The following is a 22,220-nucleotide window of genomic DNA, read 5'->3' on the forward strand; positions in this document are numbered from 1 at the left end:
TTTACATTCCTCCGGCCATTTCCTTCATAATGTCTTGCTGTGTGATTCCATTATCATTCTCTAATTCAGATACCTTCTCATGGTCTCTTAACACAGCAATTCTTTGACATGTTCGTAAAATTTCTTCAAGCTCCGCAGAAATAAAAAGAATAGACATTCCTTTCTCACTTAACGAAAGCATTAACTTCTGAATTTCCGCCTTTGCCCCGACATCAATTCCTCGGGTTGGTTCATCAAGAATAAGTAGTTCTGGATTTGTAATAAGCCACCTTGCTAACAGTACTTTCTGTTGATTACCACCACTTAAATTTTTAATAAGCTGCTCTGGATTTGGTGGATTAATATTTAATAGCTTGATATATTCATCCACTATCTCATTCTGTTTCTTTCTAGGAATATATCTAAACCATCCTTTAACACCTTGGATAGCTAGAATCATATTTTCTCTTATGGATAGATCACCAATGATACCTTCCGTTTTCCTATTCTCCGATGAAAAGGCAATTCCATTCGTAATCGCTTGTTTTGGCGAATTTAAAGATACTTTTTTTCCATTTATTTTTATCGTGCCACCATCTGACTTATCTGCACCAAATAATAACCGCGCTAGTTCTGAACGGCCTGATCCTAATAAGCCCGCAAGCCCAACAATTTCCCCACGATTCATATTAAGATCAAAAGGCTGTATTTTCCCTTTCTTATATACCTGGTCAGCCTGTAAAAAACTTTCTCCGCCTTTAAATATTCGCTTATTAGAACTCGCTTCGGCCAGTACATCTAATTCCTTTCCAATCATTTTGGAAACCAGTTCTAATCTTGGTAATTCTTTTGTCATATATTCCCCGATCCAATTACCATTACGAAGGACCGTAATTCTATCAGAAATCTCGTAAATTTGATCAAGGAAGTGACTTATAAAGACAATTGCTAAGCCTTCACTTTTTAGTTTCCTTATCACGGCAAAAAGTTGTTCTACTTCATTTGTATCCAGACTCGATGTTGGTTCATCTAAAATTAGTACCTTTGCTGATACATTTAAAGAACGAGCAATTGCGATCATCTGTTGAATGGCAACAGAATAAGAATCTAATTCCCTTGTTACATCAATATTTAAATTTAGCCTGGTGGAGAGAAGCTCTTCTGCACGTCTATTAATCTCTTTCCAATCGATCCGACCTCTTTTTCTAGGTTCTCGACCGACAAAAATATTCTCAGCAACAGAGAGATTAGGACATAAGTTCACTTCTTGATAAACCGTACTGATTCCAAACTCCTGTGCTTCAAGTGGTGTTGTTATCTGGATAGGTTTGCCTTCTAGGGTAACGGTTCCTCCATCCGAAGCGTATACACCTGTCAATACTTTAACTAACGTGGACTTTCCAGCCCCGTTCTCCCCCATCAATGCATGAACCTCTCCAGGAAACAATCTGAAGTTCACATTCGTTAACGCTTTTACTCCTGGAAACACTTTGTTTATGCCATCCATCCTTAACATTGGCGTTTTAGCTGACATTATCGATACCACCTACTCTTTATTAAAGTAACGCCTATGGCTAAAAGTCTTGCTCCATGGCGTTTATATGAGAAACCTTCATTACTTTTAGCATGTTATTTACAAAAAAAGTAAGAGGAAAGCCACTGGTGCCAACTTGACCATCATTTGTATTTACCCGTACAGAATGACTAAAAGTTGACTTAGTGGCTTACCGATCTTTCCTAATATTAATTAATATTTACGTGTTGGAAGTAGCTCTTCAGCTTGATCCATTGTGTAAATACCTTCTTCAACAGATACACGCTTTTCAATTTTTTCACCCGCAAGGTGAGCCTCGATTAACTCAACCATTTGTGGTCCTGTTAATGGATTACATTCTACTGTAACGTTCATTTTGCCATCAGCCATTGCTTCAAACGCACCTCTAACTGCGTCGACACCGATAATTTTAATATCCTCAGCTGGTTTCAAACCATATTCTTCAATTGCTTGGATAGCACCAATTGCCATATCATCGTTATGGGAATAAAGTACATCGATATTTTCACCATCTGATTTTAAGAAGGCTTCCATAACCTCTTTACCTTTAGATCTTGTAAATTCACCTGTTTGTGATTTAATAATCTTAAATTTTTCTGGGTATTCGGAAATAACTTCTTCAAAACCTTCCTTACGATCTATTGCTGGTGCAGAGCCAACTGTACCTTGTAGCTCCACGATATTGATAGGACCTTCTTCGTCTTTGTATTCTTCAACCATCCAACGAGCTGCTTTTCTTCCTTCTTCAACGAAGTCTGAGCCCAAGAATGTTGCCCATAAAGAATCATCTTCAATATCTACAGCACGGTCAGATAGGAATACTGGAATTCCAGCATCTTTTGCCTCTTGTAATACCGTTTCAAACCCTGTTTCTACTACTGGTGAGAAAACAATTGCATCTACCTTTTGTGCGATAAAAGAACGAATAGCTTTTATTTGATTTTCTTGCTTTTGTTGTGCATCAGAGAATTTTAATTCATGTCCTGCGTCTTCAATTGCAGCTTTCATTGATTTCGTGTTAGCCGTTCTCCATTCACTCTCTGCACCAACTTGTGAAAAACCAATAACTAACTTTTCACTATCTCCACCTTTATCTCCACTACTATCGGATCCACCGCTGTCTGTTTCCGTTGAATCAGATCCTCCGTTTTCACCACTTGACTTTTCTGATTCCCCTCCACATGCGGCAAGCACAAGAAGCAACAACATCATCAGAAGTACTAATACCTTTGAACTAAATAGTTTTTTCATACCCTAAAAAACCTCCCTCATTTAGTACCAATCGATCAAATTTTGTTTTATCTCCAATTGGCTTGAGTTAATTGTAAAACGCTTTCAACACTTTATAAATGGAATCGCTTTCAATTAAATGGTGTATATTTTTGATTCTGAAAAAATCTATTGCATTATTTTGAATAATTATTGTATTTTTTTTAGTTTTTATTGAATTCTGTACAGTTTTATCCATAAATAGGATAGAATTAGTAAAAAAGTAATGACTGAAGATAGGGGAATCAAAAAAATGAATGCGCTATCAAAAATGTCTAACCTAACTTTACGGACTAAATTTGTCATCGCTTTTGTTACACTGTTTGTTTGGCTTGCTGCAGCAAACAGTGTTCAAATCATTCTGTTTATCGGATATGTAAAACAATATAATGAGATGATGGAAACCATTACCCTTACCAATTCGATCAACGGAGTCCTGCTACATCAGCTTGATGATGAAATTCGCGATATAGTGTACGGAAAAACCTCGTTCGAATCTGGCAATCAATATAAATTACTTGCACAAATGAATACGCATTTAGATGAAATTGAATTAGCAGACCAAAAAGATCGATTTAACGCAGATATTACAGAAGTAAGAAATACGTTAACTACAGCTAATGAATACGTTGATAAGCTTGGGGAACAAATTAAATTTAATGTGCCTGCAGAAGAAAAATACATCACACTCGAATACTTAGATATCATATCGGACTTAACAGATGAACAAGTACAAGAATTACTCCAATCAACATTAAAAGTGAGTGAGGAATCTAAATCAAAAATTGTTTATAGTCTTAAAAGGGATATTTCCATTTATATAGGTGTATTTTCTATCGTCATCTTACTTTCCTTTATTTTCGCCTGGTATATTTCTGGAAGTATTGTCAAACCTATCCGTAGATTAAGAGAAAATGCTAATAAAATTGCAGATGGAAATTTAACCGTTGATGCCGTTGTCGTTAATTCCACTAATGAGATAGGCGATCTTTGTAGGTCCTATAACCGTATGTCAGATAATCTAAAAAAAATCATCCAGGATGTACGCGATACAAATGATGAAGTCATGTTATCATCAAAGGATATCCATCACAGCATTCAAGAAAATCAGATGGCTGGTGAAGAAGTTGCCAACGCCACTCAGGCAATTTCTATTAATCTTCAAAAACAAGATGAAATAATCAAACAATCCTCATCAACTTTTGAACAGTTATTTGAACATTATCGTATAATGCAAAGCAAATCTGACCAGATAAAAAGCGAGTATACGGATCTTTATTCGTTCGAAACTATGAATCAAGAAGAATTTGATAAACTTTCTTTTCAATTTGATCATTATCGTTTGGTTGCTGAAAAAATCGAGGAAGACGTTAAAAGGATGATCCGGTTTTCTAATGATTATTTAAATACTCATAAGTTGTCCAGTGTTATTCTTAGGGAAATTCAGTTATTAATAGATACGATGGACATAAAAACCATAGATAAATCTCTAGAGGAAAAGTGGATAATTTTCACTAAAAAAATAGATGAGCTAATCGATGAATTTTCACATAGCGATCAGAATCTACAAATGACTTTGGCTAATCTGCAGTTACCACTTCAGGCTTTACAAGAAAACACGCAGCTTTTAAAAACGACAAATGAACAAACCAATTATCGTTCTGACCAAATGAAACAAAGATTTCAATCTATCTTGTCAATGAATGATGATGTATATTTCCAAATAAATCACATTAATAAATCCATTCACGATGCCATACTATACATGGAGTCTCTTCGTCATTCTTTTGAAAATCTAGAAAAACACTCTAATCTTAATAAAGATGAAGTTGCTGCTATTGCTGCCATGGGGGAAGAACAGCTTGCTACAATTGAGGAAGTATCGGAAGCTTCATCAAAACAAGTGGATAGAATATCGAGAATGAAAGATAGTATACGGCAATTCACTTTATAAAAATCCGACTTTATAACCAAAGAAAGCGTATTCATATATGTTATAATAAATGCTAGAATGAAAAGACTGGATGGTAAATTCTATGAAAATAACAAAATGGGTCGACTCCAGTTTACGTACAAAAATGTTAGTCATGTTTGTCATTTTAACGATAACTCCCCTCATTTTTGTAGGACTGATATCTTACTCCAAATCATATAATATTGTCTCGGAACAATCTCAAAAGCTAGCCCAGTTAAAGGCAGATGAATTGACAAGGGACATTGATGTTCTGTTCCAAGATATTAATAGATTTAATGAGATTAGTGAACAGCAGAGCACTGTACAATTTTTAATAAATCAAGAAGATACCTATGAGGAAGCAAAAGAAATATTAAATATGTTTAATTTCTATCGTGAAAGCTACCCCTCCAGTTCTAGCATCTTTGATATTCGAATTACCAGTAATGATGGTAAAGCAATAAGCGAAAAAAGAGGCGTCTATCAAATAGAACATACACCCTCAGACGATTCTAGCTATGAAATACTTCGCCAAAATCCGAACACTTCTTTAATAGCGCAAACGGAACAAAATGGGTTTCCGGCCATTTCCATTACAAGAACGATTGTATGGGATGTCACGGACACCGTCATTGGTTACACGACAATATTAATCGACGCAGCGACAATTGAAGATATACTACATAAAGCCAAGATTGGCAACTCAGGATCTTTTTATATTCAAGAAAAAAATGGCACTATTTTATTTGAAGAAACACCCAAACACAGTAACCCAAATCGAGCTATTACAACTATTCTACAGGATACGCAATCTGGACACTTTGTCAATGACTCCTCTACCTTCTTTGTGTTCCAGACATCTAAGATGACTGGTTGGAAAGTCATCGGATACGCACCTGTGAAAGAGATAATGAAGGATGCCAATGAAATTCGTAGTTTAATCATTTTAAGTGTAATGTCAAGTATTGTATTTACGATCGGGCTCTATTTTTTCATCTCTAATCGATTAATCCTACCGATCCGCAACCTAAAGAACAGAATGAAACAAGCGTCTCAAGGTAATTTTGATGTTAAAGTAGTAAATGATGGTGGAGATGAAATTGCTGATCTCGGTAACAGCTTCAATATTATGATTAGTAAAATTAAATCCTTACTTCAAAAAAGTATTGAGGAACAAAAACAACTGAAAATAGCCGAATTCCGTGCCATGCAAGCACAAATTAATCCTCATTTTTTATATAACACATTAGACACCATTATTTGGATGGTGGAATCAAAGAAAAGTTCACAAGTAATCGGAATTACAAAAGCATTATCACAATTTTGCCGTATCTCTCTTAGTAAAGGGAAAGATTGGATAACGATTGAAGATGAAATAGAACATATCCGAAACTATTTAATCATTCAAAAGGTGAGGTATGAAGATATACTAGAAGTTTCTTTTCACCTCAATGATGAAATTTATCGGTATCGAATGATGAAATTACTGCTTCAACCCTTAGTAGAAAATGCAATTTATCATGGGATTAAGAATAAACGTGGCAAAGGATTTATTCGAATAAAAGGTGACTTTGACCAGGATGGTAACATTTGTATCGATATCATCGATAACGGAATTGGAATGGACGAACAACGATTAGATGAGATTCGTAAACAATTAACTCTCGGTATCCCTTTTGACAACAGGAAGGGTGGATTCGGGATGATCAATGTTCAGCAGAGAATTAGACTATACTACGGGGAACCCTATGGTCTTACTATTAATAGCTGGTACGGGTCTGGTACAAGAATTTGTTTAAGAATTCCAGCAGAGGAGTGACACATGTTGAAAAAGGTATTTCTTATTGACGATGAAATGATTATCCGTAAAGGGATCGCTAATGGAATTGATTGGAAGGAAGAAGGATTCGAATATTGTGGAGATGCTCCTGATGGCGAAGTTGCTTTACCATTAATTGAGCAGTGTAAACCAGATATAGTCATTACTGATATTAAAATGCCATTTATGGATGGATTGCAAATTAGTAGAATTCTTCGGGAAAAAATGCCTTCTGTTAAGATTATCATTTTAAGTGGTCATGATGAATTTGAATATGCAAGAGAAGCAATCCGTATTCGAGTGACCGAATACTGTCTAAAACCACTAAGTGCTTCTGACTTGCTCCACACCCTTCATAAAGTATCTGCACAAATTGACAAAGAACAAATACAAGAACGAAAATACAATGATTTAAAAACAAAAGCATTACAAAATTTGTCGATATCAAAAGATAAATTTCTTATTGATTTATGTGATGGTGTCTACTCCACCTCAGATGCTATAAAACATGCCTCTGAGTTGGGAATCGACATTATTGCTAGCTATTATTTCATTGTTATCATAGAATCTAAGCAGCTTCGTTCTATTGACACCGACTGGATTAAAGAAGGCTATACCTGCTTGACCTTTTGGAAAAATACGAAAGAAAAGGTCTTTATTTTTCAAGGTACATCTCTTGACCAACTGGAACAGGCAGCAACCAACATTCGGAAAAAAATGCAGTCTAGAGAAGAATCCATCTGTTTTGGTATTGGAAAAATCGAAAATAGAATACAAGGGATTTCCTTGTCTTATGCCGAGGCACAAGAGGAAAAAAGCTATGCTCGTATCATCTATAAATATAATAAACAAGCGACAGGTGATGATTTGCAATCGAAAAAAGAATTACATCATTCCTTTAATCGTAAGGAACTCATCCAATTTTTAAAGTTTGGAAACATTGGACAAATTAAAGAGTTTTCTAAATCTTATTCTTCCTATTTACAGACATCTACTATCCATTCTCCCTTACTCTATTATTATTTTTTAATGGATTTTACGATAACAATCACCCATTTTATTAAGGAAATGGACAATGATTCAGGTGATGTACTAGGTCAAATTAAAGATAAGGAGATGCGTGCAAGTTGGATTAGAGAATACCAAGAAGTGATCACATATATGGAAGAGGTCTTGTCTATTGTCATTGGCTCACGTGATCAAACGAATAGTAAGTACGGAACGATTATTCAAAAAACAAAAGAATATATTTTAGAAAACTTTGCTGATCCTAAATTGTCACTGCAAACTTCTGCTGCAAAAGTTAATGTAAGTGCATCTTATTTGAGTCATATGTTTAGCAATGAAACGGGGCAAACACTAACTGAATTTTTAACCAATACGAGAATTGAACGTGCTAAAGAATTGTTAAAAACAACGAATGATAAAACTTATGAGATCGCTTATAAAGTTGGCTATAGTGATTCTCATTACTTTTGCCATTCATTCAAGAAAGTGACAGGAATGACAACAAAAGCGTTTAAAAATAGTGGGGAAATTATCCCGATTAAATAATGGAGGAGGGTTACCATGATAAGTCGTAGGTTCTTAAAATTCGCCATCGTATTGATTGGTATTTCTGTTGTCCTTTGCACTTATCCAACCCTTTTCCATTCTCCAAAAACGAATAACGTGTTCAAATCAGCTAATGAAAACCCAACTGATATAGAAGAAAAGCCAACCTATGCGGTTATCTATCCACTTGCACACCCTTTCTTTGAGAAGGTAACAAAAAACGCAAGAAATACTGCTGAATCATTAGGTGTTAACCTGATTATACGTGCTCCTGGAACTTCTTCTGTAGAGGAACAAGTAAGAATTTTCAACCAGTTAATTAAGGAAGATGTAGACGGAATCGCCATTGGACCAACTGATCCCGGAGTGCTCACCCCCCTCATTGATAAAGCGATGGACCTTGGCATTAATGTAATTTGTTTTGATACGGATGCCCCTAAAAGTAAGCGGCTTTCCTATATCGGTACAGATAATCTAGCAGCAGGTAAACATTTAGGTGATACCGTTGCTAAACTATTAAATCAAAAAGGTAAGGTAATAGTTAGTTCCGGACTTTCTACGATGGATAATTTAAACACTCGAATTGAGGGTTTAAAAGGAAGCTTTCGTAACTATCCAGATATGGAAATCATGGAGATAAGCTATAGCAACGGAACACCTGCCAACACACTCAAAAATATAGAAAAGATGGTAGCAAGTCACCCAGATTTTGATGCCTTAGTTGGGATTGATTCTCTTTCTGGACCAGCTGCCATAACCGTTTGGAAAGCACAAGGGATAAAGAAAACCTCTGTTACTTTTGATGATCTCCCTATTATTTTAGAAGGAGTAACAAACCATCATGTAACAAGTGCTATTTCCCAAAATCAAGGTGCTTGGGGCCACTTAATCGTTGAACGATTGAACCAAGCAAATTATGGTCAAACTATTCCTAAAATCGAGATAACCAAGACAGTTGAGATTACTGCTGATACAATTGATACCCATCTCTCTCCCCACTAATCATCCGAACTGTTACATAGGACATACCTTCCATTGCATATGATGAAAGTAAAAAAACAAATGGAAGGTAGGGCCTAGGAATTCCAGAATTCCTATCCCTTCCCTTTCTGTAGAAGTCACGGTAAAGGAGATGTTTTAGGTGGCAACTTTAAAATTCCTCTCCCATAAGCAAATTCATTCCTATTACATAGAAAATATCACCACACCTTTAGCAAAAGTCCGAAAACAAGCTTACGAACAGCGCGTCCCTTTCTTATTCAAAGTAGAAGAACAAGATGGCAAATATTTTTTAATGAGTGGATTTCGGTTCTATGATTCCTATAAGCAATTAGAAAGTCAGCGCTTAATTCCTTGTCTAGTAAAAAAAGCTAACAACACGGAACCAGATAGGATTGTGAAGGTGTTAAAGCAAGGAGTGAACCATGAAGGAACGAATTGGCGGTTTAAGTATCACCTTATTAACCGTTTAGTTAAGGTTCACAGAATGGATTGTCAGTCGATCGCATTCCAACTTGGTAAAGACGAATCGTATATTAGAGGCTTCTTACTAGATAGTGAAATACCAGATTATTTTAAAGAACGAGCTATTCGGTCCAATACTTCGGATCTAATCCAGTCTATTTATTTACACCCTGCTATTCCAGATAGGGATAAACTTGATTTCTATCAATTAGCTATATCCGGTAATTTATCTAACTGGCAATTCTATCTGTTAATGAGCAGTTATTACTCGATGTACACGAGTATTTATGGTCATCCATTTGCCCATTATCGTCTTGTGTTCTAGACAAAGTCGGACTACTTTCGAACAGTCAGTAAGTCTGGCTGTACTTATCTATCCTTTTGCCTTTTCAAAATGGTATGTTGCAATGGCACCCCACCCATGGGTACATTTGTTTCTTGTAACAGATACTTTTTTCCATCTATAAGGAACTCACCATTCCCTTGGTAGTGAACCGCTCTCCCTTGATCTTCTAATTCTTTACAGATCGCTTTCTGGTAGTCAGTTAAATTCGTATAGCGTTCGTCAAGATCCAATGTAATATTACCTTTTCGGTATCCCATTAGCCAATTTAATCCAAAAAATACTAGTAACATTACAATCACGATGATAGCTATTTCTAGCATCTAATCTCCCCCGTATTGCCAATTTATTTCCACTTATTAATACGGTTTGACTTCAAATAAAGTTTCATTTCTAATAAGCATTAGGTTCTTTTCATTACAAAGTTGCTTCTAACGCATTTTGTATAGAATCACCAGTAAGTATTTTCTTATATTTACTTATTTGATGGGTGCGATGTGTCACTAGGAAGCATCCCTTGTCCTGTGGGAAAGGAACAGTCTGAAGATCCCACAGGTAGCGAGGGGACTACTTGAACAATCATCTTTGCGCCCTTGCACCGAGGAAGCCCACTTCGAAGCGTTACTAGCAGACGCAGGTGCATGCACTTTTGCGAGCGAGGAAGCTGAAGCGTTCCCCACGGAAAGCGAGTGTTTTTCCGCAGCGTCGGATTTGCACTCAACTAATTAAAAAATAAGAAGTTACTGCAGATTTTATCTCAATTGCGTCATAAGCAGTATTAGTTACGTAAAAGTGTGTTTTAAAAATTGAAACAAAAAACCAAATCACAGTGATTTGGTTTTTCCACTACCTAAAGTTAACTTAGAAATACAGCGCCATAGATTAATGAGCCTAGGATTACAAAAGCCGGATGGAGTTTCACTTTTTCCATTAATATAAAGCTAACCAAACCAATACCAAGCATCTGCCAAACTCCTGAATCTATATAGGAAGTATGAAATAAATTAAAAGCCATTACACCTAATAAAACAGCAATAGTTGGTCTTATTAATGTTGTCATACGCTTTACCTTTGGCGAGTCCTTGAACCTTAGCAGAATACTTAATAAGACAACCATTAAAATTAAGGACGGAGCTACTGTTGCAAAAATCCCAACAATGGAACCAAGGACACCCCCCTGTTGATATCCAATATACCCCGCCATTTTCGTAGCGATTGGACCTGGCAAGGCATTAGCCATTGCAAGCATTTCACTAAAATCATTAACACTCATCCAACCATACCGATCGACTACCTCGTTTTCAACAAGTGGGATAGAAGCAGGACCACCACCATAGCCAACGATACCCGGAATAAAAAAGGCGACGAATATATCCCAATATTTCACGATGATTGCCCCTCCTTCTGGTTATCCTTTTGTTTAGCTTTATCAGGTTTTACTAATGCAAAAATTAACAAAATCGCTATAATAATGCCTGGATGAATACCTGCCCATTCGATTAATAAAGCAGAAATAACAGCCATTATGATTGTTATCACCCAACCGAGAGCCCCTTTAGCTTTTTTCAAAAAATCATAGGTTAACGTTGCAAGCATTACACCAACTACAGGAACAACTGCTTGTGTCATCCCGGCTACCCATGGTTGATCACTCATCGAAGATAAAAAAGTTAACAGAACGATCATAATTAAGATCGTTGGTACTATAGTGGCCAGTACCGCATTAATCATACCGATAATACCAGATACACGATACCCGATATAACCTGCCATTTTCGTAGCAATTGGACCTGGAAGTGAATTTCCTAATGCTAAAATGTTAGCAAACTCCTCATCATCCATCCATTTATACTTTTCTACTACCTCTTTTTGCACAAGTGGAATAGAGGATGGCCCGCCCCCATATCCCAATATCCCTACTCGAAAAAAGGCTAAGAAAATGTGCCATTGTTTCATGTTTATCAGATCCCTCATCAAATTAATAAGCAGCGATTGTTCCGTCAGTTCGCGATTCTGTTCATCCATAGAGCGTACCTGTTTTCAGGTCTCACCATATCACTTGCCCTCTACCAAATGGATATTTATCTAGAACAACTTCTATTGATGTCTTGTCCATTCGGCGTAATTTCCCATACATCAAAGCTCCGATAGTTTACCGAAATAAATAAGCTTAACCCACTTTGGTTGTTAAGCTTTTAAATCTGTTTTAGTCAGAAAACCGTCGTACTATTTTGAAAAGGAAGGTTTTTTGTCTGCAATTTTCCGAAGCGTATTAGCACGATCTGGTTCCTTCCACACTTCCCCTACCTTGGGAAGTTGGTTCCACAACCGTTAATGCTGCTGCGGTTGCAATAGCAGCATCAATGGCATTTCCACCTTTTTTCAAAATATCCAATCCAGTCTGGGCAGCTAATGATTGAGATGTTGCGACCGTTCCACGATTGGCAATAGTTGTCATCCTCTATGAAGGATATGGATAAGAATGTGCATCAAAAGATAACATTCTATCTTCTTAGTTTCTTATTGATCATCATTATCTTATATTATATTTCGTTTGTTAGTTTATAATGATATTTTAATTAACTAATGTTATACTAGAAACAATTATATAGTAAATTATGGTTAATTAAAAGAAAAAATTAATCGGCTATCTTTTATAGAAGAGAGGAAGATACAGGAATGGAGATTGATCAAATAGATAAACAAATACTTCAGTTACTGACAGAAGATGGACGCCTATCCTACACAGACATCGGAAAACAACTTAATTTATCTCGGGTAGCTGTCAGAGCTCGTGTCAATCAGTTAATGGAAGCTGGAATCATTGAAAAATTCACTTGTGTCGTAAACAGTGAAAAGGCTGGAAAAAACGTTTCCGCTTTTTTTGAAGTAGATTGTGAACCGAGCTATCTTGTTGAAGTAGCAGAAAACTTAGCAAATCATCCAGCTGTAGCAAGCTGCTACCAAATGACAGGGCCAAGTACACTACATATGCACGTGCTCGTTAGTGATTTTACCAAGCTAGAGGGGTTTATAAATGAAGAGTTATATGCGTTAAAAGGAATCACACGGGTAGAAAGCCATATCTTACTACGAAGGTTCAAGAGTCGAAGTGGCTTGAAATTATAGAAATAAAAAACTTCTTAGCAATGATTACAGGTTATGTAAACAATAAACAACAAAAAAAGAGACCGTAGATAGTCTCTTTCCTTAGCACGAACAAGCAATTAAGTTTTTAGTATAGTTAGTCTAACTTCGGTAATGTTCGAACCTCTTTTTCCATTTCAGCCTTACATAATGGACAAGCTGGCTCTTTATCGAAAGAGTAGTTCTCTCTCATCCAACCAGAACAATCATCACTAGTGCATGACCAAATGGATGTTTCAACTTCTGGGACCGGTTCTCTTTTATTGTTATAATAAGCCATAGGGCATCCCCTTTCATGGGTAATTCCTTTTATTATACCTTATTTTGAAGCTAATTACAAAACAGGGTAAGTTAATAAAAATTACGAGTACTTCCATAATTATGCTGGATGTGCTTTACCTATGATTTTTATTTTCAGTTAACGCCCTTTACCTTATAAAATTTATACTTTTTTCTTAAAAACTATGTACACAATAATTAAAATAAAAACCCCACCAACTATTTGCATTACTCCTGCAAATGTTGACAGAACACTTTGTTTATAAACAGTTAAAGTCATGATACCATTTAAAAAAGCTATAAAAGTAAGAAACAACCATACAATTTTTTGAGTGTTATTCTTAGTCATAGAGTTAAACCCCTCCACAATATTAATTCAATATTTATTATACCATTTGGAAGGATTGATGACAGTGTTTCCAAAAAAGTAACTTTACCATTAGACTTACTTGTAGATGTCAGTAGGGTGCTATTTACCACCTAAATCACTAACTCTCCTATAGATATTTAACTTAGAGGCTAACCTCAAAAGTCAGTCTTATTAGAGCATTCATATTAAGTAATACTATGGTTTAAATCTCTAGATGTATAACAAAGATCGACATCCATCCAATACACCCGTTTTCTGAAATTTCTTTCAATTAACTTATTTTATTGTTATTATAATTTAAAAAAGAGATACATGAAGGGGATAATACAATATGGATAACAAGGATTTCTTAAGTAAAGCAATTGAGTTAGCAGTTGATAATGTAGCAAACAATGGAGGCCCTTTTGGTGCTATCATTGTAAATAAAGATGGAAAAATAGTCGGACGTGGTCAAAATAGAGTGACAGATACATATGACCCCACTGCACATGCTGAAGTACAGGCTATAAGAGAGGCTTGTCAACAATTGCAAACCTTCCAATTAACGGATTGCACTTTATATACTAGCTGCGAACCCTGTCCAATGTGCTTAGGAGCGATTTATTGGGCTCGGTTAAATAAGGTGTATTATGCGGCCGATCAACAACTAGCTGCCGCTGGCGGATTTGATGACGCATTTATTTATGAAGAGATAAGCAAACAACATGAGGCTCGTAATATCCCATTTATTGCACTTCAGTTAGATAATCGGAATGCACCTTTTGAAAAATGGATAGAGCATGATGAAAAAGTAAAATATTAATTTTGATAATAAATAAAGAGACAGAGTCATGGAGATTCTGTCTCTTTATTTGGAGTATAATTAATTATTGACCTATTAATTATAGTCCCATAAAACCTTCCAAACATCTTCCTCCTTCGTCACGAAAATTTCTTGACTAAGCTGTAAATTCCCATACTTGCTCTTATAATATTGTATAACCGAAACACGGTAAACATCATTCAATGGCTCCGTTTCATTGGACATATTCCACTCTGACAGTTCCTCTACATCACCTAGTTCATAGTCGAAAGTTTCTACACCAAAGTGGTTCATAAACACATGGGCACGATCTTGAATATAAGCACCCTTATTAAATTTATTTTTCATCTGGGAATGAAATAATGCCCATGAATCTGAGAAATCACCATCTTGTTCATAGTTATAAAACAATTCCACTGTTTCTTTTGCTTGGTGTTTTGGGGAGAATTGAATAGAAATAAATAGGCTACAACCTATGATTATCACCAGGATGAGAAAGATGAACGCCCACTTTTTTTTCATAATACCCTTCTCCTTCTAGCATTACTCCTTGTCTTTCTTGTTTATATTTATTCAGCAACGGGAAGAAATAGTATTTTTTATGAAAAGTATCATTGAGAAAGCATGAAACAAGCCTACAAGTGGTAATAATGGTATTATCAACTTCTTTTAATGTGAGGGATCATAAATGGAACAAGAGCATGGTTCATTCGGTAAAGGTTGTTTTTTTGGTGTACTTCTCTCTACTCCAATATGGACAGTGGTTGTATTTTTGATGAGACGCTTTCTCTGATCACTGTTCATAGATTTCCAAAGGAAGACCGTCGGGATCCTGAAAGAAAGTAAACCTTTTGTTTGTGATTGGATCTACCCTTATTTCTTCTACGGTAATACCTTTTTTCTTTAATTCTAATGAAACCTGGTCTATATCATCTACAGTAAATGCTAAATGCCTTAATCCTTGTGCCTCAGGATAGCTAGGACGGTCTGGTGCACCCGGAAAAGAAAATAGCTCCAAAATATAGTTCCCATGGAGTGCTAAATCCAATTTGTAGGAATCTCTTTCCTCTCGATACACTTCACTTATAACCTCTAGTCCCAATTTTTCTACATAAAAATCTTTTGATATCTGATAATCACTACAAATAAGCGCAATATGATGGATGCGTTTAAACAAGAAAAACCCTCTCCTTTTATGAAAATTGTACACAATCTGTATTAATTTTCAATATAAGACTTAAGACCTATTGTAAAACGCTTTCACTAATTATATACTGAAACCGGTTACAACTTTTTAGGTGTATGTACATATACTGTGCTTACTATGCCTTAGGTAGAAGTAAGAGAGTAATGTGCAGTATTTTTTCAAAATAGATTGTCCCCCTTTGGCACCCATAATGGGTGTTCTTTTTTTGCCTTTGATTAGTACGTTCGAAAAGAGTAGAGAATGCTAGGAGTAGAATTTGTGTGGCGCTTCTTGCAACACTGTTTCACTTTCTCAGGCAGAATGCGTCGAAACAGTTTGTCAATGCGTCAGCATAGGTCAAATATGCGTCTACATACAATAGAAATGCGTTATTTCGGCTAGAGAATGCGTTGTAATCAAAATATATGCGTCAGCATGCTCGGAATCGTTTATAAAAGAAAAGACGTAGGGAAAACTATGATAATAAAGTAGAAGGGATGTTGTAAAGATGAAGTATAGAAAACTCGGAAATACAAACCTAGATGTTTCAGTCATTGGCGTCGGGACTTGGCAGTTTGGCGGAGAATGGGGGAAAGACTTCACCCAAAAGGAAGTAGATAGTATCCTGGATAAAGCAAATGAACTAGGGATCAATCTTCTAGATACTGCGGAATGTTACGGGGACCACCTATCAGAAAAGTTTATTGGAGACTATTTAAATAGACATAACCGGGAGGATTGGATTGTTGCAACTAAATTTGGACACCACTTCCATTCTAACTTTGAGCGAACAAGACACTGGAGTGCCGATGAAGTACTTAAACAGCTAGATAGTTCCCTGAAAACATTGCAAACAGAGTACATAGACCTCTATCAGGCTCACTCCTGCTCGGATGAAGAGTTTGATAACGATGAGCTATGGACAATGCTTGATAAGCAGGTACAAGCAGGCAAAATACGCAATCTAGGTATATCTTTAAAAACAAACGACGAAAGCTACCAGACCGACAAAGCATCTGAGGTAAATGCAAAAGCGATTCAAGTTGTATATAACCGCTTAGAAAGAGAGCCAGAAGAAGCAATATACCCATCAGCAATGAAACAAAATCTTGGAGTATTAGCACGCGTGCCCCTCGCAAGTGGTTATCTATCAGGAAAATATCAGCCCGGAACTGTATTTGATAACAATGATGTTCGTTCCAGACACGACCAAGCGGAAACCGCAAGAAAATTAAAGCTAGTCGAGGAAATAGCCCGTAACGAGGTACCAGAAGGCACTCCAATGGCTGCATGGGCATTAGCTTGGTGCCTAAAACATGATGCTGTAACAACGGTTATCCCTGGATGCAAAACTTCAGAACAAGTGGAATCCAATGCAAAGGCAGCAGATCTAGCTCTCGTTTCAATGGATCATCCACAAAGCGTTAATAAGTAGTAGATTGCCACCTCATGAAATGGAGGTGGCTTTTTGTTAATGGAACATAAAGTAAAAGTATCGGCATGAATGGTACGCCAATCCAAAGTATAGATCCCCTTTTTCTATGACATGCTATTAAATGAGGTGGACGACATGAAACAAATAAGGTTCTTATTAGCTAGCCTAACCATCGTCGGAGGATGGTTATATTTTATCAGTTTTGAAACAGTTGCACCCAGACATGATCAACATCAAATGGTCAATGACTCCTTTGAACAAAAGCAAGAAAGTGATAACTATACTCATAGATCAACACCAAAAGTTACAAGCTCATCCGTAACAAACTCGATCACACCTTTAAAAATACTAAAACAGAAATATAAGTCTAAATTTAAAACACTGGAAAGCAATACAAACGATAAACTTAACGAGCTTTTAGAGTCTGCCTATAAAGAATTTAGGAAGCAACAGCAGAGGGGAAATATCGATTATTTTGGATTATATAGCAAGTATAAAAGGAAGGCAGACAAGCTTGAATCTTTAACTGACGAAGAATTCCAACATATATACGAGAAACTACAAGCTGAATTAGTAGAGAATGGCTATTCAAAAGAGCAAGCAAATGTGTATAAACAAATGTACCAAGACTCTAAGAAAAAGAGAAAGAACAACATAATGGATATATTGTTAGACAGGGCTTTACCCTGAAAAACACAAAAAAAGCCAGATAGCCTATAAGCCATCCAGCTGATAAAAACCCATCCCAATTCAATTTTATACCAATACGTTTAAACTGAAAAGCGCTTTCTTTTGTAAAGCAGGAAAACTCCAACATTCCTCATATGGAATATTGGAGTTTTCCTTATTACTTATCAAACTTAGATACATCGATTGGAATAGTAGCGTTACTACTATAATATTTCGCCAATTCTTCCGCACTCGCTGTTTCTTTAGGTTTTTGATTGTCTATATAATGATCAAATGTTTCCTTTTGCTCTTGTTTCACTTTTTTATCCATGTCGAGTCCTCCTTTTAAGACTAGTATGAAGCTCGACAATATTTTTTATAAGTAACTTTTTAAACCTTTGAAATGGCATCCATCACCTCATCAAGTGATTTTCCCATTCCTGATTCAACTGCTGCAACGTATGCACCCTCTACCAACGGGACATTATCGGCAATTTTAATATTTTCATAATTTGAAAACTCAATAGCCATTTCTGCGTTCATCATGGCACTTCCTAGGTCGTAAAGTAGGACTACTCCCCTTTCATTATATACCTGTTCAATCGCCGCCTGAATTTTTTCAAAACTAGTGCCAATTTCATTATGGTCCGTTCCACCAGCTAATTCAATCGGAACGTTCCTTATCACCTGTGTAATAATATCCTTAATCCCCTCTACTACCTTTGGACTGTGGGATATAAGGACTAATCCTACATTTGACATGATTAACTATGCCCCTTTCTCCAACACTTCCGCGAGTGATTCAAACAAATAAAAGGATGACACCGATCCAGGGTCCAGATGCCCTACAGAACGTTCACCTAAGTAAGCAGCACGACCTTTTGTAGCCTTTATCGTTTTAGATTCCTCTACCGCTTCACTAGCACAATTAATTAAGGCATTTGGTAAAACTTCTTGCTCCTTTTGAAAGAAGTTAACAACAGGCGCCCAAACATCTACTAATGTTTTCTCACCTTCTGTTGATTTTCCCCTCTGCTTTATCCCTTGGAGAGCATCATTTACAGCAGTGGCAAACACCTGTTGATCAACCTCTTTCCCTTTAGAGGCTAAAGACATTTTTAGAAAAGCTGTACCGTACAACGGGCCAGATGCTCCACCTACTTTTCCCATTAAAGTCATCGCAACATCTTTAAACACATCAGAAACAGATTCGTATTCTGTCACAGACAGCTTGCTTACAACCTCATTAAAACCACGAGCCATGTTTATTCCATGGTCCCCGTCTCCAATAGCTTGATCAAGCTTTGTTAGATATTGTTTATTATCTTGTATCTTCTGGTTCATGATGTTCATCCAATCAATTGAATCTTTTAAGGAAAGTAGCATTAAAAAATTCCTCCCATCAGTTTATATACGAAAAGCAGACGCTTCTGATTTAGCATCGAGCAATCCCTTTAATTCATCATCTAGCTTGAGCAAAGTAACGGAACAGCCTGCCATCTCCAGTGAAGTCATATATTCTCCTACAAAAGTTTTATATACCTTTATCCCTTTCTCTTGCAATAATTGGTGTACCTTAGCATTGACTATATATAGTTCCATTTCTGGCGTTGACCCTAATCCGTTTACCATAACCGCTACTTCTTCATTTGAATAGTCAATGTCCTCTAATATTTTGTTAGTAATTTCTTCAGCAATATCATCTGCTGAAGCAATCGCTTTTCGTTCAATACCTGGTTCACCATGGATCCCGATACCAATTTCCATTTCATTTTCTTCTAATTCAAAACTCGGACTGCCAGCAGCAGGTACTGTACATGGGCTAAGTGCCATCCCCATTGATCTGACATTGCTGTTCACTTTATTTGCAATCGCTTTCAATTCAACTAAAGATGCACCTTCTTCAGCCTTAGCACCTACAATTTTATGAACAAAAACCGTACCAGCAATTCCCCTACGCCCCGTCGTAAAAGAGCTATCCTCCACCGCAACATCGTCATTTACGACAACTGCTTCAACTTGGATTCCTTCAGCTTCAGCAAGTTCAGCTGCCATTTCGAAGTTCATTACATCGCCTGTATAATTTTTAATTATTAGAAATACACCTTTCCCACTGTCAACCGCTTTAATAGCTTCATAGACTTGGTCTGGAGTTGGAGATGTAAATACCTCACCAAGAACAGCTGCATCTAACATGCCTTTGCCAACAAAACCAGCATGTGCAGGTTCATGCCCACTTCCTCCTCCACTTATTAAAGCAACTTTGTTCGCAACAGGAGCATCTTTTCTAGCCAACACTGTCGCATTTGGTACTTGTTTTAAGCTAGATGGATAAGCTGCCACCATACCTCTGATCATGTCTTGAACAACTTGATTTGGATCGTTTATTATCTTTTTCAACTCATTCCACTCCTTTTTATGGATTTGATGAAGAAAATAACCAATTGCTCTTATTCTAAATTATAGTACAAAATATCCTCTATATGAACAGAGAACAGAATAGCTAATTTTATATTAGCTATTCTGTTTAGTTAGATAGTTAGATTACATTTTTATGTGTTGATTCTTCATCAGAATCAATGGGATGCTGTGCTTCAAATAGCAATCGCTCTAATTCTCCACTATATTGTTCTATTTGTTCTGCGTTCCACTCAAACAAATCTGCCATATAGTTCATGACACTTGCCTTGTGTTCTTTTACCCATTCGATATTAAAAAATAATGCACCTGTACGCCGAATAAAGAAGTCGACTGGCTTGCAAACCGATTCATACTGGATGGCATATTGTAATGCAGCATAAACAAGTGGTTCAACACCTGCACTTATAGCTACTTCCTTTTCGCTTCCATAAAAGTCAAAGACCAAATCAACATTAGAACCATAGCGATGGACTAGTGTTTCCGCCTCTTGAGCCGATAAACCAAGTCGCATTCCGTCCTTTGTTTTTTCTTGAACAAATACTCCAAATCCTTTAGATCCACCCACATCTCCACCAGATAGCGCCATATGTTTTGTGACTGATTTGGAAAATAATTTGTTATCCTGTTGCTTAATTTTTTCCGCTACAAGATTAACAACACTTTCGCCCATCTTTCTGTAGCCTGTTAGCTTTCCACCAGCAATCGAAATCAATCCAGAATCAGATACAAATATTTCATCCTTTCTGGAAATTTCCGAGGGATCCTTACCATCTTCATGGATAAGTGGACGTAATCCTGCCCAGCTCGATTCAATATCTGCTGCTTTAATGCCTACTTTTGGGAACATAAATTGGATGGCATTTAAAAGATAATCCCTGTCTTCCACCGTCATAGTAGGGTGTGAAATATCACCTTGATATACCGTATCAGTCGTTCCAACATACGTTTTCCCTTCACGCGGAATGGCAAAGACCATTCGACCGTCTGGCGTGTCAAAATAAATAGCCTGCTGTAACGGAAATGTTTTTTCATCGAAAACTAAATGAATTCCCTTCGTTAGTTGCAGCGATTTGCCATGCTTTGAATTATCTTTTTCTCTTAGCGTATCAACCCATGGACCTGCAGCATTTACGATATGATTCGCATATATTTGGTGTTTCGTATTATTTAGTTGGTCTTCTACCTCTACCCCAACTACTTGCCCATTTTCATAGATTAGTTGATCCACTTTCGAATAATTTAATGCTAACGCGCCATTCTCCACCGCTTTTTTCATAACCTCTATAGTTAAACGGGCGTCATCCGTTTTATATTCCACGTAATAACCCGCACCTTTCATTCCCTCTTCCTTCAGGAGTGGCTCTTTACGAAATGCCTCCTCCTTACTAAACATCTTTCTTCTCTCATCGCGCTTAACACCTGCTAAGAAATCGTAGACGCGTAAGCCAACGTTTGTAGAGAGTGGTCCAAATGTTCCACCTTTGTAGAAAGGTAACATCATCCATTCTGGTGTAGTTACATGTGGTCCATTTTCATAGACAATGGCACGCTCTTTCCCTACTTCCGCAACCATTTTCACTTCAAATTGCTTTAAGTAACGTAGCCCACCGTGCACTAGCTTAGTAGACCTGCTTGATGTTCCTGCAGCAAAATCTTGCATATCAACTACCGCTACATTCATCCCTCTTGTTGCAGCATCAAGCGCAATTCCAGCTCCAGTAATACCACCACCTATTATAAGTAGATCTAACGATTGATTCTCCATTTTATTGTACGTATCCTGACGCGATAAACTTGAAAATACCATTTTTCCATCGCTCCCTTTTTATTTATACGATGTTCTCGTTAACAAACATAAACTGTCCCCATAATAATTCGACAAAATTCGGGTGGTGCCAGGCACCCGCAAGGGGTGCCTGGCAAAAAAAGAGACCACAAAGCTTACTCATTGTTGTTTTGTCTAATGAGTAGTTG

The 22,220-nt window shown here is 36.8% G+C and carries 23 protein-coding genes and 1 pseudogene; 9 read left to right on the forward strand and 15 right to left on the reverse strand.

Going from position 1 to position 22,220, the window contains the following annotated elements; genetic code table 11:
* Position 1: 1 nt before the first annotated feature.
* Both H7K77_RS07165 and H7K77_RS07170 read right to left on the reverse strand, forming a co-directional pair.
* Entirely contained in the window at positions 2 to 1,513 is a 1,512-nt protein-coding gene (locus H7K77_RS07165; protein WP_186577051.1) for a sugar ABC transporter ATP-binding protein, read from the reverse strand.
* Between the two features lie 213 nt (positions 1,514 to 1,726).
* On the reverse strand, positions 1,727 to 2,785 hold the full coding sequence (locus H7K77_RS07170) for an ABC transporter substrate-binding protein (protein WP_222599263.1): 1,059 nt from the start codon (positions 2,783 to 2,785) through the stop codon (positions 1,727 to 1,729).
* A gap of 271 nt (positions 2,786 to 3,056) precedes the next feature.
* On the opposite strand from H7K77_RS07170, the gene H7K77_RS07175 reads away from it, so the two are divergent.
* The 5 genes from H7K77_RS07175 (at position 3,057) to H7K77_RS07195 (ending at position 9,919) form a co-directional block, all read left to right on the forward strand.
* Positions 3,057 to 4,757, forward strand: a complete 1,701-nt coding sequence (locus H7K77_RS07175) for a HAMP domain-containing protein (RefSeq protein WP_186577052.1) — start codon at positions 3,057 to 3,059, stop codon at positions 4,755 to 4,757.
* A gap of 82 nt (positions 4,758 to 4,839) precedes the next feature.
* The gene (locus tag H7K77_RS07180; RefSeq protein ID WP_186577053.1) at positions 4,840 to 6,576 is read left to right on the forward strand and encodes a cache domain-containing sensor histidine kinase; all 1,737 of its coding nucleotides are present in this window, start codon (positions 4,840 to 4,842) and stop codon (positions 6,574 to 6,576) included.
* Between the two features lie 6 nt (positions 6,577 to 6,582).
* Positions 6,583 to 8,130 (forward strand): response regulator, encoded by a 1,548-nt coding sequence (locus H7K77_RS07185; protein WP_186577054.1) that lies wholly within the window; start codon positions 6,583 to 6,585, stop codon positions 8,128 to 8,130.
* A gap of 15 nt (positions 8,131 to 8,145) precedes the next feature.
* On the forward strand, positions 8,146 to 9,132 hold the full coding sequence (locus H7K77_RS07190; RefSeq protein WP_186577055.1) for a substrate-binding domain-containing protein: 987 nt from the start codon (positions 8,146 to 8,148) through the stop codon (positions 9,130 to 9,132).
* 139 nt (positions 9,133 to 9,271) lie between these two features.
* The gene (locus H7K77_RS07195; RefSeq protein ID WP_186577056.1) at positions 9,272 to 9,919 is read left to right on the forward strand and encodes a hypothetical protein; all 648 of its coding nucleotides are present in this window, start codon (positions 9,272 to 9,274) and stop codon (positions 9,917 to 9,919) included.
* Between the two features lie 44 nt (positions 9,920 to 9,963).
* Here H7K77_RS07195 and H7K77_RS07200 read toward each other — a convergent pair whose 3' ends face one another.
* From H7K77_RS07200 to H7K77_RS21820, 4 genes and pseudogenes are all read right to left on the reverse strand, one after another.
* Positions 9,964 to 10,260: a hypothetical protein gene (locus tag H7K77_RS07200; protein WP_186577057.1), complete on the reverse strand. Its 297-nt coding sequence runs from the start codon at positions 10,258 to 10,260 to the stop codon at positions 9,964 to 9,966.
* A gap of 533 nt (positions 10,261 to 10,793) precedes the next feature.
* On the reverse strand, positions 10,794 to 11,324 hold the full coding sequence (locus tag H7K77_RS07205) for a chromate transporter (RefSeq protein WP_186577058.1): 531 nt from the start codon (positions 11,322 to 11,324) through the stop codon (positions 10,794 to 10,796).
* A complete protein-coding gene (locus H7K77_RS07210; RefSeq protein ID WP_186577059.1) occupies positions 11,321 to 11,893 on the reverse strand; it encodes a chromate transporter in 573 nt (190 codons plus the stop codon). Before H7K77_RS07210 ends, H7K77_RS07205 begins: the two co-directional genes overlap by 4 nt.
* A 343-nt stretch (positions 11,894 to 12,236) precedes the next feature.
* Positions 12,237 to 12,395: pseudogene (locus tag H7K77_RS21820) on the reverse strand (gamma-glutamyltransferase); the annotation flags it as partial.
* 221 nt (positions 12,396 to 12,616) lie between these two features.
* On the opposite strand from H7K77_RS21820, the gene H7K77_RS07220 reads away from it, so the two are divergent.
* Positions 12,617 to 13,066, forward strand: a complete 450-nt coding sequence (locus H7K77_RS07220; protein WP_186577061.1) for an Lrp/AsnC family transcriptional regulator — start codon at positions 12,617 to 12,619, stop codon at positions 13,064 to 13,066.
* 115 nt (positions 13,067 to 13,181) lie between these two features.
* Here H7K77_RS07220 and H7K77_RS07225 read toward each other — a convergent pair whose 3' ends face one another.
* Positions 13,182 to 13,364, reverse strand: a complete 183-nt coding sequence (locus tag H7K77_RS07225) for a cold-shock protein (RefSeq protein WP_186577062.1) — start codon at positions 13,362 to 13,364, stop codon at positions 13,182 to 13,184.
* 162 nt (positions 13,365 to 13,526) lie between these two features.
* The gene (locus H7K77_RS07230; protein ID WP_186577063.1) at positions 13,527 to 13,712 is read right to left on the reverse strand and encodes a hypothetical protein; all 186 of its coding nucleotides are present in this window, start codon (positions 13,710 to 13,712) and stop codon (positions 13,527 to 13,529) included.
* A gap of 352 nt (positions 13,713 to 14,064) precedes the next feature.
* On the opposite strand from H7K77_RS07230, the gene H7K77_RS07235 reads away from it, so the two are divergent.
* Positions 14,065 to 14,535 (forward strand): nucleoside deaminase, encoded by a 471-nt coding sequence (locus H7K77_RS07235; protein ID WP_186577064.1) that lies wholly within the window; start codon positions 14,065 to 14,067, stop codon positions 14,533 to 14,535.
* 75 nt (positions 14,536 to 14,610) lie between these two features.
* Here H7K77_RS07235 and H7K77_RS07240 read toward each other — a convergent pair whose 3' ends face one another.
* Together H7K77_RS07240 and gloA2 are read right to left on the reverse strand one after the other, a co-directional pair.
* On the reverse strand, positions 14,611 to 15,057 hold the full coding sequence (locus H7K77_RS07240) for a hypothetical protein (protein ID WP_186577065.1): 447 nt from the start codon (positions 15,055 to 15,057) through the stop codon (positions 14,611 to 14,613).
* 271 nt (positions 15,058 to 15,328) lie between these two features.
* Entirely contained in the window at positions 15,329 to 15,712 is a 384-nt protein-coding gene (gene gloA2, locus H7K77_RS07245; protein WP_186577066.1) for an SMU1112c/YaeR family gloxylase I-like metalloprotein, read from the reverse strand.
* Between the two features lie 517 nt (positions 15,713 to 16,229).
* Between gloA2 and H7K77_RS07250 the strand changes: the two genes are divergently transcribed.
* Positions 16,230 to 17,156 (forward strand): aldo/keto reductase, encoded by a 927-nt coding sequence (locus H7K77_RS07250; protein ID WP_186577067.1) that lies wholly within the window; start codon positions 16,230 to 16,232, stop codon positions 17,154 to 17,156.
* 135 nt (positions 17,157 to 17,291) lie between these two features.
* Entirely contained in the window at positions 17,292 to 17,846 is a 555-nt protein-coding gene (locus tag H7K77_RS07255) for a hypothetical protein (RefSeq protein WP_186577068.1), read from the forward strand.
* 157 nt (positions 17,847 to 18,003) lie between these two features.
* Here the strand turns inward: H7K77_RS07255 and H7K77_RS07260 are convergent, their stop codons facing one another.
* The 5 genes from H7K77_RS07260 to H7K77_RS07280 form a co-directional block, all read right to left on the reverse strand.
* Positions 18,004 to 18,156, reverse strand: a complete 153-nt coding sequence (locus H7K77_RS07260; RefSeq protein ID WP_186577069.1) for a hypothetical protein — start codon at positions 18,154 to 18,156, stop codon at positions 18,004 to 18,006.
* A 59-nt stretch (positions 18,157 to 18,215) separates the two neighbouring features.
* A complete protein-coding gene (gene dhaM / locus H7K77_RS07265; protein WP_186577070.1) occupies positions 18,216 to 18,587 on the reverse strand; it encodes a dihydroxyacetone kinase phosphoryl donor subunit DhaM in 372 nt (123 codons plus the stop codon).
* Positions 18,588 to 18,593: 6 nt separating this feature from the next.
* Positions 18,594 to 19,211, reverse strand: a complete 618-nt coding sequence (gene dhaL / locus H7K77_RS07270; RefSeq protein ID WP_186577071.1) for a dihydroxyacetone kinase subunit DhaL — start codon at positions 19,209 to 19,211, stop codon at positions 18,594 to 18,596.
* A gap of 21 nt (positions 19,212 to 19,232) precedes the next feature.
* Positions 19,233 to 20,225 carry a dihydroxyacetone kinase subunit DhaK gene (dhaK, locus tag H7K77_RS07275; RefSeq protein ID WP_186577072.1) on the reverse strand — a complete coding sequence of 331 codons (993 nt, stop codon included), beginning with the start codon at positions 20,223 to 20,225 and terminating at the stop codon, positions 19,233 to 19,235.
* A 139-nt stretch (positions 20,226 to 20,364) separates the two neighbouring features.
* A complete protein-coding gene (locus H7K77_RS07280; protein ID WP_186577073.1) occupies positions 20,365 to 22,053 on the reverse strand; it encodes a glycerol-3-phosphate dehydrogenase/oxidase in 1,689 nt (562 codons plus the stop codon).
* Positions 22,054 to 22,220 lie beyond the last annotated feature (167 nt).

This window comes from Aquibacillus kalidii (assembly GCF_014280935.1).
GTDB classification, from domain to species: Bacteria; Bacillota; Bacilli; order Bacillales; family Amphibacillaceae; genus Aquibacillus_D; species Aquibacillus_D kalidii.